The 16,910-nt window shown below is 44.5% G+C and carries 9 protein-coding genes; 1 reads left to right on the top strand and 8 read right to left on the bottom strand.

The features are described from left to right. Positions 1-153: 153 nt before the first annotated feature. From secG to queA, 7 genes are all read right to left on the bottom strand, one after another. Entirely contained in the window at positions 154-456 is a 303-nt protein-coding gene (gene secG, locus CJD36_RS00505; protein WP_105037158.1) for a preprotein translocase subunit SecG, read from the bottom strand. Continuing rightward, positions 453-1,511, bottom strand: a complete 1,059-nt coding sequence (locus CJD36_RS00500) for a tetratricopeptide repeat protein (protein WP_105037157.1) — start codon at positions 1,509-1,511, stop codon at positions 453-455. Before CJD36_RS00500 ends, secG begins: the two co-directional genes overlap by 4 nt. Before the next feature lie 4 nt (positions 1,512-1,515). Further along, the gene (gene lptE, locus CJD36_RS00495) at positions 1,516-2,019 is read right to left on the bottom strand and encodes an LPS assembly lipoprotein LptE (protein ID WP_105037156.1); all 504 of its coding nucleotides are present in this window, start codon (positions 2,017-2,019) and stop codon (positions 1,516-1,518) included. A gap of 67 nt (positions 2,020-2,086) precedes the next feature. Next, positions 2,087-2,377 carry a c-type cytochrome gene (locus tag CJD36_RS00490; RefSeq protein WP_105037155.1) on the bottom strand — a complete coding sequence of 97 codons (291 nt, stop codon included), beginning with the start codon at positions 2,375-2,377 and terminating at the stop codon, positions 2,087-2,089. Further along, complete coding sequence (locus CJD36_RS23110; RefSeq protein ID WP_161499159.1) at positions 2,377-2,538, bottom strand: hypothetical protein; 162 nt, start codon at positions 2,536-2,538, stop codon at positions 2,377-2,379. Before CJD36_RS23110 ends, CJD36_RS00490 begins: the two co-directional genes overlap by 1 nt. Positions 2,539-2,602: 64 nt before the next feature. Then, complete coding sequence (locus CJD36_RS00485; protein WP_105037154.1) at positions 2,603-4,285, bottom strand: NAD+ synthase; 1,683 nt, start codon at positions 4,283-4,285, stop codon at positions 2,603-2,605. Positions 4,286-4,550: 265 nt separating this feature from the next. Further along, positions 4,551-5,600, bottom strand: coding sequence for a tRNA preQ1(34) S-adenosylmethionine ribosyltransferase-isomerase QueA (gene queA, locus CJD36_RS00480; protein WP_105037153.1), 1,050 nt, complete (start codon positions 5,598-5,600; stop codon positions 4,551-4,553). A gap of 180 nt (positions 5,601-5,780) precedes the next feature. On the opposite strand from queA, the gene CJD36_RS00475 reads away from it, so the two are divergent. After that, a complete protein-coding gene (locus CJD36_RS00475; protein WP_105037152.1) occupies positions 5,781-6,299 on the top strand; it encodes an acyl carrier protein in 519 nt (172 codons plus the stop codon). Between the two features lie 196 nt (positions 6,300-6,495). On the opposite strand, the gene CJD36_RS00470 is transcribed toward CJD36_RS00475, so the two are convergent. Next, a complete protein-coding gene (locus CJD36_RS00470) occupies positions 6,496-16,521 on the bottom strand; it encodes a T9SS type A sorting domain-containing protein (protein WP_133162433.1) in 10,026 nt (3,341 codons plus the stop codon). Positions 16,522-16,910 lie beyond the last annotated feature (389 nt).

Here is a 16,910-nt window from a genome sequence, read left to right as displayed (position 1 = left end):
AACCCCTCGCTATTTATATCGCCCCTTCAGGGCTTGTTAGTATTGTTCGATTTATAATGCTGGCCAAATGAATAATAACGTAACTATGAAACAAAAAAAATCAGGCTGCTGAAGGAACAGCAACCTGATAATATCTATTAAAACAGACTAGTATTATTTTTTAGCAGGAGCTGGTTTTGCCGGAGCAGATTTTGCTGATTTAGCAGAATTGCCTTCTTCAGAACCTGCAGGTCGCTGCATGAACATAACAGAGATGATGCACAGACCAGCGATAACGCTCATCAATACCCAAGTACCTTTTTCCATGATATCACCAGACTGCTTAACGCCCATAACCTGTGAACTCACATTACCGAAAGTACCAGACAATCCACCACCCTTAGGGTTCTGGATCAATATGAAAAAGCCCAGCACAGCACAAGCAATAACAATAACAGTTGTAATTAGAAATATCATGATCTTTTTTCTTTTAAAATTTCTTCTATTTTGCGGGCAAAGTAAGCATTTTTTTGCGGATTGCGCAAACTTAATTTTTTATACATTTCAATTGCCTGGTCATACTTACCCTGTTTCATGTAAATATCTGCCAATGATTCACTTGCAAGACCTTCTTCGCGGGCGATAGAATTAACGGCCATCTCGAAAACATTCTCCGGGATCTCGTCATTCTCTTCTTCCAATGCCGCCGATAACTTTTCTTTCTGCCACATGGTCCGTACTGCCTTCTGATCTTCCAGTTCTGAATTCTTTTTTTCGGCGGTGGTCTTAAAATGGAGTAACCATTCCGTGAAACTCATCATCACCATCAGTGACTTATCTCGCGTATCCTGCTCATTATTTACTGCCAGTTCATCTATATTATCGGGCATATCCCTCGATATTTTGATGCCCTGCTGCATGAAATAATCTTCGCTCTGCATAGGAGTGAAGATGTCTTCTTCCTTCATCTCAGCAACGGTAAGGGGCTGCATATCCTCGTCGGTTACTGTGATCACTTCTTCAATTTCGTCTTCTTTCAGAAGGTCCTCATCATTTTCAGCAACCACCACTTCCTCTATGACAACCGTTTCCACAACTACGGGAACTACTTCCTCTATCACCTCTGCTGGGATCTGCTCCTCAACCAGCAAAATTTCTTCATCGCGCTCCATGAGCAGAATGGGACTTACTGAATCATCAACCAACACATCAATTTCCTCAGCCGGCACCTGATCATCCACTACTGATATCTCTTCCACAAGGTCTACAGTAGCAGCTACCACAGGCTTCTTTATCCCTTGTATATGATCCAGAAACATTAGCCAGTTGCCCCTGTATGGGTAAGTGTCAGTAAGCATTTCAGACGAAAAGGCCTTTTTGCTATGGGACTGTTCGGCCTTAATATATCGGGCAGGTATGAAGTAGGGATATTTCTTTATAATAGCATCCACATCGCCTGCTGCCTTACTGTGGGCCGCTGGCGCTTGTTGCAATAAACCGGAAATTATTTTAATGGCATTCTTGTCTGTCATGATCCTACCAGTTTACAAATGCTTTATTAAAAATATCATCGGCAAGCTGGTTGCCGATGTCCTCTATCAGTGCTGTTTCCACATTTTGCAATGTCTGCGTGGCATCGAAATCGGAAAAACGGGTGAAAGTCTGCGTGAAGCCTACCTTTTCGTTCTTACGATTCTTAAACACCATTTTAATCGATACCGTCAACCTGTTTTTGGTAGCGGTCTGCACATTTTGCGCACCTGTTACCGTAACGGTGTAACCAATAATATCCCCACTAAGATCATAATCAGCATCGTCTCTAGATACAGGACTAAGCCCTGTTTGCGACAAGATACGGCTTCGTAGCTTGTCGGTAAGTGTGGCGGCAAGGCTCGGCACTACATTCTGCGCCTTGTTCTGCAACAGGCGGATATTAATGTTCTTGCCCTCTATAGTAGCACCGGAAAGGCTATAAACTTTACAGCCGACCAAACCGAGCACTATAACAGCAGCTAATAATAAAAGGCTTTTGAAACCCATAAGGGTGCAAAATTAGGCTAATAAGGTGATTTCCCTGCCGAATATTTGTTTAATGTATTATAAAATATTAGTGCTTTGATGGCTCTGCGTCTTTCTTCAATGAATCAACGCTATTTATGGGGTGCGCGTTACCATTATGGCAAGTAACACAAGTTACCTGGCGGAGACTACCATCGCCTATCTTACTAATGAAGTTTTTATTTAGTGCCGCTGTCATCTTTATCATTTCCCGGGCTACTTCTTTATCTTCCTTTTTGTCTGATGCGAAATCCCATTTCATTCTTTCCTGACCTTCTATTTTCTGGCCTTCATGGCAATAATTGCAGCGCACACCTAATGCGCGCGAATAATTGCGCATTAGGTGTGCAGATCTTCCTCTGAAATATCCTTAGGCAAAACCTTCAGGTTTTGGGGTTTCTCTTCCTTGTGTTGTTCTTTCTGCGCGAATGTTTGCGCAAATACCATAGCGGCACACACAACGGTGATCATTATTGCTTTCTTGCTTACCAGAATGTTCATATAAGTAATTTGAAATGAGCTAATGATTAAAGTTAATCATAAAACACAATTCAAACAGACAATTCTATGACAAATATCTACCCTCAATAGGCATTCTTCTACCGATACCAAATGACTTTGGAGAAACCCTGATTATAGGGCAGAACTGGTTTCGCTTGTACTCATTAGTATTTACCAGTTTGGTTATGCGCCTTACCAATGCCTCATCAAAGCCTGCTGCTATGATCTCCTTCGGGCCTCTGCGCTGCTCTACATAGAGATACAATATAGGATCAAGTATAGAATAGTCAGGCAGGCTATCGCTGTCCTTCTGACCGGGGCGAAGTTCTGCACTCGGCGCTTTGTCTATTATATTTTGCGGTATGATCTCTTTGTTTCTGTTGATGTGCCGTGCCAGTGCATATACCTGTTCTTTATACAGATCACCCAATACGCCCAATCCACCGGCCATATCACCATAGAGCGTACCATAGCCGGTGGCCAATTCGCTTTTATTGGATGTATTGAGCAAAATAGTGCCGAACTTATTGGATAAAGCCATGACCATTGCGCCTCTTATGCGCGATTGCAGATTTTCCTCAGCAACACTGAAAGGAAGATCTTTAAACACCGGACTCAATGCCTTTTCATAGGCTTCAAATACATCTTTTATAGGAATAATGTCGTAATGGCCGCCGAGATTCTGCGACAGATGTACCGCATCATCAACCGAGTGACCAGTGGAGAATTGTGAAGGCAACAACAATGCATTGACGTTTTCGGCTCCTAGAGCTTCGCTGGCTAATGCCAGTACCACAGCGCTATCTATGCCACCTGAAGAGGCCACGATTGCCTTCTTAAAGCCCATCTTGCGGAAATAGTCCCGGATACCTGTAAGCAGTGCCTGGTGTATTTTATCAATACTCTTTAATGGCTCCAGCGTTTGGGGCATGGTCTGGATAGAAGGTACTTTGTCGGCTGTACAAATCAGTTCTCCGGATAACCTACCATCATCGTTGAAAGTAACCGCCTGCATCGCTTCTGTGAAATATGGAAGCTCGGCTATGATGTTGCCATCTACGTCCATTGCCAGTGAACCTCCATCAAAGACTATATCGGTATGCGCACCAACGGTGTTACAATATACCATTGGCAGGTTGTACTGCATCACATTCTGCTTTACAGTGCCCTTGCGGCTATCGGCATGTACATAGTCGAACGGTGATGCGCTCAGATTGATCATGATGTCGGGCTGCTGCTTGATCAACTCGTCCATAGGGCAGGTGCGATATAATGGATCTTCAGTAAGGTTCCAGATATCTTCGCAAATGGTCACAGCCAGCTTTTTACCTTTGAACTCGAGCACGTTCCAGTTGTATGCGGGTTCGAAGTAGCGGTACTCGTCAAATATATCGTAGTTCGGGAGCAACGTTTTGTTGACCACACCCTTTATCTCATTCTCATACAGCATGAAAGCGCTATTGAATAGATTCTTCCCTTGCGGTTTGTCATTCCTTGACGGGCAGCCTACCAGCACGCCAATAGTATCAGCCACCTGGCGGATACGCTCTACCGATGCCAGGCCAGCCTCAATAAAGTCATTGAACTCCAAAAAATCTCTGGGCGGATAACCGCATATAGACAACTCGGAGAAAACAATAAGGTCTCCCCCATTTTGTTTTGCTTCCTCAATAGCTGCAATGATCTTATCTGTATTGGCCTCGAAATTGCCTATATGGTAGTTTTGCTGTGCGAGAAATATCTTCATGACGGGGTAAAATTAAGGAGTAGTGGTTTAATAACCTATGCATGGACTTAAGATGCTCATCTTCATTACACAAGCGAGACGCTTGCCCCCCCTGACATCGTTAACCATCAACTAAAAGTGCACAAAACGAATACGTCCAAATGATCGTCGGTCAGAGACCGACAACAGGCGATTAATTAAAAGCAAAACAGCGCACCAATTGGCACGCTGTTCAATAATATATATAAACTATTATTTCAATTCCATCGGAACTATCTACTATCTACTAGATGATCAACATAGCATCTCCATAGCTGAAGAAGCGATATTTTTCCTTGATAGCTGTTTCGTAAGTATGCATCATCAGATCAAAGCCGGCAAAAGCGCAGGCCATGATCATCAGGCTGGTCTTAGGCAGGTGGAAGTTAGTGATCAAAGAATCTGCAATTGAGAATTCGTAAGGAGGATGTATGAACAAGTTCGTCCAACCTTCTTCCGGCTTCAGCAAACCTTGCGCTGTAACTGAACTTTCCAATGCACGCATGGTAGTTGTACCTACAGAGCAAACGTGGCGCTTTTCTATCTTCGCTTTGTTTACAATGTTAGCTGCGTACTCGTCTACCTTAAAGTATTCAGCGTCCATCTTGTGCTTAGACAGATCTTCTACTTCAATAGGACGGAAAGTACCCAGGCCGGTGTGCAAAGTAGCCTCAGCAAACTTAACACCGACAATTTCCAGGCGCTTTATGAGCTCGCGGCTGAAGTGCATACCGGCAGTTGGTGCAGCTACAGCACCTTCGTACTTAGCATAAACTGTCTGGTAACGCTCTTTATCTTCTTCTTCCGGCTTGCGCTTGATGTACTTAGGCAATGGTGTTTCGCCAAGTATATCCAGCATGTTGCGGAACTCCTGATCGGTACCATCAAATAAGAAACGAATAGTACGGCCACGAGAAGTAGTATTGTCTATTACTTCTGCTACCAGTTCATCGTTATCACCAAAGTATAATTTATTACCCACACGTATCTTACGGGCAGGATCAACGATCACATCCCAAAGGTGGTTTGGCTTGTTCAATTCACGCAAAAGGAAAACTTCGATCTTAGCACCAGTTTTTTCCTTACGGCCATAAAGACGGGCAGGGAATACCTTAGTGTTATTCACTACCATTACGTCCTTGTCATGAAAATAGCCGAGGACATCTTTAAATACTTTATGTTCTATTTTGCCGGTAGCGCGGTCTACCACCATAAGGCGGCTTTCTTCACGTTTTTTAGCGGGATGTTGTGCTATGAGATTTAACGGTAATTCGAACTTAAATTGCGACAACTTCATAAGAAAGAAAAGATGTTTTAAAAGTGTGCGAAGTTACCGATTTTTTTAGTAAATAACGAGTATTTTTTGTATTGTGGCAGATATTCGTTGATATTATAATTGATTTCGCTATTGTTAAAGCCGGTGTTTTCAATACAAAGTAGAATCTAATATGCTTATTTCTGCCGTAACTTTGCGCCCATGCAAATTCAGGAATTAACTAATCTTATCCCGGCCGAACTATCAGATAATTCACGCGTATGGGTATACCAGAGTAGTCGCGCTTTTATAGAAAAGGAAGCAAATGAGGTAAATGAACAACTTTTCCAGTTTTACAGCCAATGGCAGGCGCATGGTGCACCGGTGAAAGGATGGGCAAAATTACTTTTCGGTCAGTTTGTGGTGATCATTGCCGACGAAAGCGACGTGACGGTAAGCGGATGCAGCACAGACAGCTCTGTAAGGGTGATCAAAAGCCTGGAGCGCCAGTATGATGTCAACTTCTTCGACCGTATGATGTTGACCTTCCTGAGGAAAGGAAAAGCAGATATGCTGCCAATGAGCCAGGTGCAATATGCTATAGATAAAGGATTTATTGACGGCTCTACCCTATTATTCAACAACCTGGTGGAGACAAAAAGAGAGCTGCTTGACAAATGGTTGATACCGGTAGCTAATAGCTGGCTGGCGGACAGGGTGAATTTGAATATGGCTAATTAAATGAAAAGAAAACAGCACTAAGACCGTTTCTGAAACTATTAAAGCCGCCTGTTTTGGGTGGCTTTTGCTTTTTAGTGCTGGTTATCTGGCTATAATGTAAAATAAGCCTGGGATAACCAATTTTAAGATCGCACCAAATAAAAATAGGGCAGGATACCTTGAGTACCCTGCCCTAAATTATATAAACACAGATCGATTATTCCTTAACCAATCTCTGTGTTATCTTTTGTTCACCCTGTGTAAGTTCTACCATGTAGATCCCTGCTGCGAAGCTGCTCAACGGAACACTTATCGTGCCATTCTGCTGTTCACCAAGGTCTTTACTGTAAATACTCACACCGCTGATATCCATAACACTTACTGTTACCTTTTCTTTTTTGCCAGATGTGAAGTTGATCTTCACATCATCGGTAGTTGGATTTGGTGTCATGCTTACTGCAAGTGGTTTTACAGGAACAGGAGCAATTGATTTCAGAGCCAGTTCGAAACGGTCTCCTTGTGTGGTTTTGTCCTTTCCTATTGTAAATGCATATTCTGTACCCTGATTCAGGTCAACATACTTTCCTAGCAACTTATCATGAAGCACCAGTTTGCCACCGGCAGGCACAACCAGGTTGTCTGCACGGATGATAAAATTCTGCTGGTAGCCGCTAGTAAGACCAAGAGGTATCACCTTCTCGGCTAAGAACGGACGGCTATCTACTGCCAACTTCAAGTTATCGGTTGATTGACTGTAGAAATTGAAATCTGCTACTCCCATTGGTTTAGAAGCATCCAACATTCTGTCATGCTCATCTGTTGCCTTGTCATTAAAGTCCAGCTTCAGCATGTCCCATATGTGGTACTTCTCATCATACACACTCAGATTGGTGTATTGTACAGGAGCTTTGTACAAATAGTTAGAGGTATTGGGTGATTTGTCGGCTTCTGAGAAATCAATATGCGCGCCATCATGATCTGCTTCTACCTGTATACAAGTATTAGCCTGCACATAGTATGGAACTGCTGAACCACCAAGGTTAACTGATACGAATTGACCACCCGCACCCATTGCCGGGTCGAACACGAAGAACGCACCACCCATAACCTGTCCTGCGGCTCTTGCATTCCATATAACCGTACCCATATCGACAGGTGATGCATAAGGATTACCCACCATATTAAAGCTTTGCAAAGTAGCAGTGGCACCCTGTGCCAGAGGTATCGACACATCGCCCTGGTTTACATTACCGATCATCTTGAAAGTAGTTGGCGATACAGTATACCCACCCAGGTAACCGAGATATCCTAAACCTTCACCCTTTGCGCCTCTGAACAATATACGGATACCCTGACCAGGATGCACCTTATTTGAATCAGCAGCACTTGCATTGATCTTTGTAAACGGCTTCCAACCCGGGTCATAACCCATACTCGAATTCTCTGTATAGGGGTCTAATCTGAAGGTAGAAGGCGCATTTGAAGCGGTATACCTGAATCCATTGGCCGTACCACCAGGACCAGTGATATCTATATACGGCTGCAACTGGCTAAGTGACATAGTATCGCTGAATGGATGGCTGAAGAAACGGAACCTGCGGTAGCCACCCATAACATATTGGCCTGCTTTCACCTTGCCAGATATAGCAGCACCTGATGAAGGTATTTCTGCAATACGTGCAGTGGCATTAGTATCTGTAGATGCGAGCTCCAGGCTATCATTAGTTGTCAAGGTACCAGAAGTAATGGTAATAGTGTTACCGATCACTAAACGCGAGCCAGTATTAATAGTTGCGCCAGTGCTGTTATTCAACTCCAGATTATTAGTTGTTCCAATACCTGTAATTGTCTGGGCAGAAGCACCATTCAATACAACTTTACCAGCTCCAAGAACCTGTGCGCTGTTATTATAAGAACCGTCTACCTCTATTTTACCTGATCCATCTATAACCAATACACCGCCACTGCTAACTGTAAGATTTCTTGTGGTTGCTGTAAAGGCGCTTGGCACTACCGGATTAAAGACAGCCGCAGATATCTGCACATCATCTGCCACGGTTGGCACAAAACCACAGCTCCAGTTGGTTATTCTATTCCACTCAGACTCATGTCCTGCACCGCCAGTGCCACCCACCCATGCCATAGGCGTAGGGGTTATAGTAATAGGCGTGCTGTAGAAAGTTGTGCAAACAGCATTGTGGGCATCAATAATTAAATAGTTATGTGCCGAAGTCATAACACCGATACTCAATGAATGTGTGGTGCCACTAAATATGAAATTGGACGTACTGCCGCCATCAACTGAATATGCTACGCTGGCGCTATCTGCACCAGTAAAGTCTATACTACCTGCATAACCAACACATGGAACGTTGACGGCCGCGATAGTCATCAACGGCTGAGCATGCACAATGGTATGAACCGGATAAACCGGACTGGTACAAAATCCATTAGATAAAGTAAGTGATCCATCGAAGGAACCTGCTCCACCACCAGTGTTATATATCAATGTAACAGACGAGCCTGATAAAGCAGCGCCCGATATATTACTAAAGCCGCCATCGGCGAGTGCCGCGCCAAGCCAGGTTACACTATATGTTGTAGGCGAGCCAACAATACTACTCAGCCCAATTGACGCAGATGGTGTAGGCTGACAAATATTCGGCATAGCCGCACTAACGGAAGCGGCAGGAATGGAATGAGTTGTTATGGTAGTAGTTGTAACCGCAGCTACGCAACCTGTACCTGCATAACCAATAGATACACTATACACATTAGCCGCAGCAAGCGTAGGCGAAAATACCGGCGAAGTAGCAGACGTACCTGTAGTAGTTGTTATGGCCGCACCACTCCATGTATAGGTGCCTGTACCTACGCCACCGGTTGATGTGGTGGCAATGGTGATGCTCTCCCCTGCACATGTGCTTATAGCTGAAGGTGTGACACTAGTAATAGATGGCTGAGGAGAAACCGTATATACTGAGGAAGTAAGGAATGCCGATGTAGTATTACAGCCAGTGCCTGAGTACGCAAGCGTAACACTAAATTCGCCACTGGCAGTAGCCGCAACGGTTGGGTTGAGAACAGCCGAAACTGCTGAGCTACCTGTAACACCTGCCAGGCCGGGGCCAGACCACGTATATGTAGGCGATCCTGCACCACCGCTGGCAGTGGCCGTCAATGTTATTGCGGCACCCGAGCACAAACTGGTATTTGCGGGCAGCAAAGAAAGAGCGGTTACTGATGGCTGGGGGGCTACCGTATAGGTAGACGCAGTAACTCTTAGAGGACTGGTAATACAGTTAGCTCCGCTGAAATTCACGATAACACTGAATGTTCCGGACACATTTGCAACAGCAGTTGGTGTAAGTACAGATGAAGTAGATGCGCCACTGGTAGTTGAGGGAAGGCCCGGCCCCGACCATGTATAAGTAGGTGTACCAAATCCACCGGAAGTAGCCCCGGTAAGAGTGATGCTTGCTCCAGAACAAATGCTTGTAGAAGATGGCGCAACGGCTAGGCCGGAGATAGTTGGTTGTGCCGCAATAGTAACCGAAGTTGCTGACGCCTGTGTTTGCTCAGTAGCAGACGTGTTGAGGCAGGCAACCAACGCTCTATAATAAGTAGTAGTAGTTACAAATGGACTGTAAGTGGTATTAGTCGCACCACTTATTGCCGACCAGCCACCTACACCGGTAGCAGAAGACTGCCATTGATAGTATGCCCCCCCGCCGGTAGTAGTAGTTGACAAGGTAAGTGTTGGCGATCCGCTAACACAGAAACCCGGTGCAGATACAGCTACCGCTCCTCCGTCGGCAGTTGTGCATCCTGGTGATGTGAACTCGTTTACGCCAATATCCGGGAAACTTGCATCACGGGTGTTACAGTCGAAGTCGGTAGTTACTGTTGGCGAAACAGAAACACCGGTATTATTTAACAGGTAATTTGCTGTACTTGCGCTTAATGTAAGATCAACAGGCGCGGAAGTAGAGGTAAACGCAGGTAGTACGTTTACCGAACCTCTTGGTGTTGTAATTGGCAACGACACTGCAGGATAACCCAATGGTGCATCTTTTCCTGAAGCCGCATTCCAGGCAGTAATTGAAGTGTAGTAGCCTGTAGGAGTCTGTAAGCTACCATAACCAACAAGATTGCCGCTGGCGGCATACAAGTCGTTACTAGACGATGTAAGTCCTGTATAAGTAGCATAAGCAAAACCCATTGCACTTCTTGCTGAGCCTGATGCGTTGTTATTGACAATGATGTTATTTTTAATGTTCAGCGTTGGGTTAGAACCTGTCACCGCAATTCCATATCCGGGAACGGAACCGCCTGTCGTAGCATTAGCCAGGTATATTGCATTGTAGTAAACGTTGGTGGTTGAACCCGCAACCCCTCCGATAAAAATACCCGCCCACAGATCAGAAGGAGTAGCCTTGCTCCAAACACCACTAACCATATTGTTGGCAATGGTTGTTGTACCCGTTGAGGCACCACAAACGGCTATACCCACTGCACTCCAGGCAGCGGTTGTAGAGATATTATCTACCTTATTATAGGTTACGGTTGCATTGATCACCTCACTTGCCACTGTAGCTGTATTAGTGATCCCATCATTACCCATACCCAGATTAATGCCGACAATATCGACGCCCAGTGTACTTACCAGGTTATAAACTGTATTGCCGGAAACAGTTACACCATTGTCAAACCCCACAAGAATACCATTTTTACCAATGCCGGTAGAAGCCGTCATCACATTCTGATTGATAACAGTACCCGTGTTCCTTGTGGCAGTGCTTGCTCCCATAGAGTAAATGCCGTTCTGAACTAACGATATGCTGTTATTTTCAATTCTTATATTATTATTACTGCTACCCAAACTAGCTATTCCAATGCTGGCACCACCAGAACCAATACCTATTAATGTGGTGGTAGAGGCGTTACCGGTGATCTTGCAATTCTTAACAGTGTTATTATTAGCACCTGCTCCCATCCATACCACAGCACTAGATGTACCGGTGTTGGTATTGGTGATAGTAAGGTTGCGTGAAGAAGCGGTTAAAGGACATATTGAATTGGTCACAGGACTGTTGGAACCATCAATGATAATATACTTTGCACCTGCACCCAGCATTACAACTCCTGTAGTACTTGACGCGGTAATGGTTGTAGAAACACCTGCACTTGGCATAATGGTCAATGTATTTGTAGCACTTGCCAGCGCATTGAGGTTGATAGTTACCGGCGTTGATGAGAGATTGTACAACGCATCGGTTAGCTTGTAAGTAATAGGACCACTTATACATGCGCTGCCATTATATGCAGCAACGGCAAGCGGCAGTGTGCTGAAATCCTGTCCTGTGCCTACATAGTAAGTACCTGAAGATACTGTTGTTACATAAGTATTAGGTGTAGGTGCCGCAGTAATAGCGCTTACATTTGGCGCTACAACCCCGGTTGGTAAAGAACCTACACCGGCCGGCGATGACTGATCTTGTGCAACTACATAATAATAAATGGTTTCGTTACCAACAAGCCCCATGGTAGCAGCGGTAATTGTAAAGTTCCAGGTGCTTGTACCGCCAATTGCTGTTGAGCCGCTCACATATGTACCGGCATTAGAATACCAGGTAATATTATCTTTACTAAAATACACTCTTGGTGCATAAGTAGTAATGTCAAGACTTGTTGGTGCGCCACCACCAATAGCAATGGTTGCCGTTATTGTCTTATCTGTAGGGCAGTTGCCAGACGCCGCAATAGCTGTATAAACTATTGTTGGTGGCGGTGCTGATCCGTTGAACTCATTGATACCAATGTCCGGCGTGGACGCATTACGGGTAGCGCAATTCGCATCGGAAGTGTAAGATATGGGTGTGCCGGCATTATTGATACTGATATTTGAAGCAGCATACGAAAGGCCAAGATCAGGCACCGCAGCCGCAGGACTGTTAAATGTTGGTATGGCTAATACCGAATTCATATCCTGTGTACTACCCGAGCCTGTCTGCCATGCAGCTATTGATGCGTAAGTGGTTGTAGGTGCTGTTAAAGACCCTACCGATACAAACACAGCTGTGGCACTACTATCGCGAAGTACATTGTAATTAGAAGAAAGACTACCATAAGAAGAATAAGCTAAGCCCAATGCTCTTGCCGAATTTGCCGTACTATTCCACATAGCGTTGACGAGAATATTATTCTTGATCTCAATCGGTGACGCTACTCCGGATACTGCAAGTGCAAAACTTGGCCCAGTACCACCACCCGGTGTACCTGAGAGGGCAACAGTATTATACCATACCTTATCGGCTATACCCGAAGTAATACCCGACAAGAATATGCCAGCTGTAATATCTGTAGTATTAGACAGACTCAAGGGCTTATACACTGAATTATTTACAATAGTATTTGCGGTACCTGTTGTGGTTCCCGCAACAGCAATGCCAACGGCAGATTGCGTACCAACGGCAGCAGTGGAAGTAATGCTACCAACAACATTATTACCTATTACAGCATCTGACACTTCATTGCCGATAACAGATGTAGTGCCGGCAATTACTCCGTTGTTAGCGAAGCCGATGTTAATACCCACCACATCACGACCGGCGGTAGAGCTTGTAACGCCGGTAACTATATTACCCCGGATATTGATGCCGCTTTCAAACCCTACCATTATACCATTATTGCCGGTATTTGTTACTGTATTCTGATTAATGACCGTACCTGTGTTTTTACTGCCTGCACTTGCCCCCATAGAATAGATACCATTCTGAACAGCTGATACAGCATTATTCACCACAGCGTTATTATTATTTGATGCGCCAACACTGTTAACTGCTATTGAAGCACCACCTGAGCCTATGCCCACGAGCGTTTGCGCAGCACCACTTCCACTGATAATACAATTACGTACTGTGTCATTATTAGCACCACTTCCGAGCCATATAACCGCACTTGAAGTTCCCGCATTAGTATTGGAAATAGTAAGATCACGACTTGAAGTAGACGATGGACAAACAGCATTAGCCACAGGAGCGTTTGACCCGTCAAAAATTATATACTTACCGTTTACATTAAACAATGCTGTTGCACTGCTAGCACTGAGCGTTGGCGACATACCAGATGCGGGCTTAATGGTTAGTGTGTTGGTGCTACTAGCTGATGAATTGCTGTTGATGGTGATCGGATAGGCTTCATTAGGGTAGCTGGCATCTGTTAACTGGAATACTACCGGACCGGTAAGCGAGGTAGCACAGTTATAGATAGCTACGGCATCGGACAAAGTTGGGAATTGCTGACCGACACCAACAGAGTAGGTACCGCCTAAAGAATTAACCGTTTTAACGGTAGCCGTAGTTGGTGTACCGCAGCCGGTATTATAGGTAATGGTAACAGGAGAACCTATACCCGTAACTGCTGTACCCGTAACAACGCCCCCACTGGTAATAGTAACGTTGCCTGATGGAGCACTAGACCATGCTGTGCCACTGGCGGGATTACCACCACCCAATGTATAAGTAGCTCCGGCACAAATTACAGTATCTGATGGCGTAATGGCTACCGGCAATGGTATAACAGTTACGGATGAAGTAGTACCCGCAGAACTACAGGTATAATAAGGGTCGCTGCCAACGGTAATTGTATATATGCCAGAACCAGATGTTCCTATAGAAGGCACCAAACCCGAGCCAGTACTACCTGTGTAGCTAGATGAAAAACTTGCAGGTCCGCTCCATGTATAATAATTGTAACCGGAAGCGGTTGTTGCTGAAAGCGTTAGATCATTTGTTGCACAAATAGGATTTGGAGTGGCGGACACACCCGTAGGAGCAGATGGATTCTTACAGATCCTAATGTTGTCAATTGCTGCATCGGGAGACATATTGGCTGAACCAAACACTGTGCAAGTTTGATTAGCGACATACTTAATACCCAAATAGTAAGTACCTGTACTTGGTGCAGTAAAAGTCATAGTTGTTGGCGTTATCCATCCCGTATTTTGAATAGAACCGGTGGAAAGGAGGGTTGAAGGGGAGCCGGACATTGTTGAAGCCCCCGTTCCTGGAAGGGTTCCATTGTCCGACAAATATGCCGTTAAAGAAGCTGTACCATTTCCTGGAAACAAACATGTTGCCGGATTGGCCCCTGCACGGACATTATAATTAAAACTGACATTATAAGTAGTTCCTGCAACCATTGGCATACCGGGTGAAACAAGCCAGTTGTTGGCATTTGTATTACTATTAACGTTACCAATAAACATATAATCCCAGCTCCCATGAAACGGAGTAACTCCGGAAGTATTATTGTCAGCGTATTTAGGAGTAAAAGACCCTGCATTAGTAGTTGCCAGCCAGCCAGTTGGTACTGCGTTCTGACTGGATATACTTTCAAAGCTTTCCCAATAAGGCAAACCCACAGGTGTGGTTACCTGCACCGAAGCGCTATTAGGTGCGTAGCAGCCGGATCCTATATCAGCCACGATAATGATCCAATATGCTGTATTCGGACTCAGTGTGGTGATATCGCCTGAATTGGTAGCCGATGTTGCTGAAGCAGCCAAAGTAGTTAGCCCAACATTTGTATATGCTTTCATAGTATAGCCTGTAGCACCCGAAACAGCAGTCCAGGCAAGGTGCACTGAAGTAGTGGTTATGGAGGAGGCAGATGGCGCAGACGGTACTGCCGCGAGAATATTTATTGCACTTGTACGTACATCTGCGCAGCCACCTGCATCTGTGCCTGTAATGGTATAAGTGGTGGTGGATGTTGGTGATGCAGTAATAGTAGTTCCTGTAGTAGCACTCAATGCAGTTGCCGGCGACCATGTGTAAGTAAGCGAAGATGCTGATGATGCTGTTACCGATACCCCCGCACCAGGACAACCAATAGAGCTGGACGCCGGGCTAACGGAAAACACCGGTGCGGTGCCAATGATTGTTATAGTTTTCGTTAACTGATGTGTGCAGTTAGCATTGGCACCTACTACCGTGTAGGTTGTTGTGACTGTCGGATTTGCCATTACCGTAGCAGCGGTATAAGAGGTAAGGTTGCCCGGATTAGGCGTCCAGGTATAGCCTGATGCACCACTTACACTTAAAGTAAGTGCAGGCGATCCTACGCAATAGGTATTGGAGGAAGACGTAACACTAATAGTGGGAGTTGTGGTTACTCCAATTGCACCGGTATTCGCAAATGCCGGACATCCAGCTGAAGTAGTTGCTATAAGAGAATAAGTACCCGCCGCTGTTAATGCAGGAAAAAAAGGGGTTGGATTCTGAACTGCACTACTATAACCAGAAGGGCCAGACCACGCCCACGTAGCAACACTTGTTCCGGCACCTGCTAAAGAAAAAGAACTTCCCGTGCAGGCCGTTGTTGTACTTGCCGTTGCTGTTACACCCGTTGGAGCATTACACGTTACAAGCACGGAGAAATTGTCAATAAGACCATTTCTGGTCCCCAATAAGGCAGCACCACGATAATTACCTATGAAACCAGCAACTGATAATGCAGGGGAAGTGGAAGAGGTAGTATAGGTTGCATCTACTATTGAAGAAGCGACTTGCGTATAGGCACCAGTAGCAGGATCCGTAAATGCTCCCGTCCCATCATCCCTTAAGAATAACGACCAAGTGTTGGTACTAGGCACATATGTAACCTTAACACTAAGGTAATCTGTTGCATTAGTTATCATATTGCTGGCAGGCGTAATCAAAACAGTATTTGCCCCTTGTAGCCCTGCCCCGTTATATCGAATCAGTTGAACACCTTTATTTGCTCCGGTAGTGAATGCGACAGCATAGCCACTCCCAGAACCAGCCAAAGCTGAATTATTACCTGCTAGAACAACGCTTAGCATTTGACTTCCACTAGCGAAACCTGATGACGCTACATCCGTGCGCATATTAAAAGTCCATGTTACAGTGCCGGCATTTGTGTTAAGGGCACTACGAAACGGAATAGTAAACCCTGAAAGAGGTACGGTTGCGGCCGACGTGCCATTCGCGGCACTAAAAGCGTTACCTGTAACAGTAAGTTGTAACATAGTGCTGCCGCTCATAGAGCTGCTAAAGTTACCACTCCCACTAGTTGTATATGTTGATGAAGGAGTGCCCCCAGGGCTTAATGTACCTCGATTATAATTGTCTGTAAATGTGGTAAATGTCGTTTGTGCAAATACACTTGATCCCAAACAACACAAGCAGGAAACGATTAATAGATAGATCTTTTTCATAAGCGGTGAGTATTAAGATGTGGGTACATTGAATATTATTTCTTCGCGACAAAAAACTATTTGATGGTTTTATTCGTTTATAAATAGTTTGTCGAATTAATTCTTATAAAATTAGTTTCGAGATTTTATATTTCATAATTGCGAAAACGCCACAAGTAGTCTACTCAAGTTATAGACTTATTCGCATAATATTTTATTTAGTTTTATTATTTTTAAAATGTGACTAAAAAAGCATATTTTAGAATACATTATTAACTTTTAATTAAATATTCGGCAGCGATGCATTATTTAAATTAATTTTAAAAAACTATGTAATTTCTTGAAAAAAGTTTTCCACAATGGCCAATTTGACCCCGTTTGTTCCCCCTTTCACCCCTAAATAGCCTGCA

The organism is Flavipsychrobacter stenotrophus (assembly GCF_002954265.1).
GTDB classification, from domain to species: Bacteria; Bacteroidota; Bacteroidia; order Chitinophagales; family Chitinophagaceae; genus Flavipsychrobacter; species Flavipsychrobacter stenotrophus.
Note: the sequence above shows the minus strand (reverse complement) of the source record. Positions and strands in the feature narration are given on the sequence as shown.

Bases quoted from the DNA above. Each gene is read 5' to 3' on its own strand.
- secG (WP_105037158.1), bottom strand. From the start codon at position 456: ATGATATTTCTAATTACAACTGTTATTGTTATTGCTTGTGCTGTGCTG.
- CJD36_RS00500 (WP_105037157.1), bottom strand. From the start codon at position 1,511: ATGACAGACAAGAATGCCATTAAAATAATTTCCGGTTTATTGCAACAA.
- lptE (WP_105037156.1), bottom strand. From the start codon at position 2,019: ATGGGTTTCAAAAGCCTTTTATTATTAGCTGCTGTTATAGTGCTCGGT.
- CJD36_RS00490 (WP_105037155.1), bottom strand. From the start codon at position 2,377: ATGCGCAATTATTCGCGCGCATTAGGTGTGCGCTGCAATTATTGCCAT.
- CJD36_RS23110 (WP_161499159.1), bottom strand. From the start codon at position 2,538: ATGAACATTCTGGTAAGCAAGAAAGCAATAATGATCACCGTTGTGTGT.
- CJD36_RS00485 (WP_105037154.1), bottom strand. From the start codon at position 4,285: ATGAAGATATTTCTCGCACAGCAAAACTACCATATAGGCAATTTCGAG.
- queA (WP_105037153.1), bottom strand. From the start codon at position 5,600: ATGAAGTTGTCGCAATTTAAGTTCGAATTACCGTTAAATCTCATAGCA.
- CJD36_RS00475 (WP_105037152.1), top strand. From the start codon at position 5,781: ATGCAAATTCAGGAATTAACTAATCTTATCCCGGCCGAACTATCAGAT.
- CJD36_RS00470 (WP_133162433.1), bottom strand. From the start codon at position 16,521: ATGAAAAAGATCTATCTATTAATCGTTTCCTGCTTGTGTTGTTTGGGA.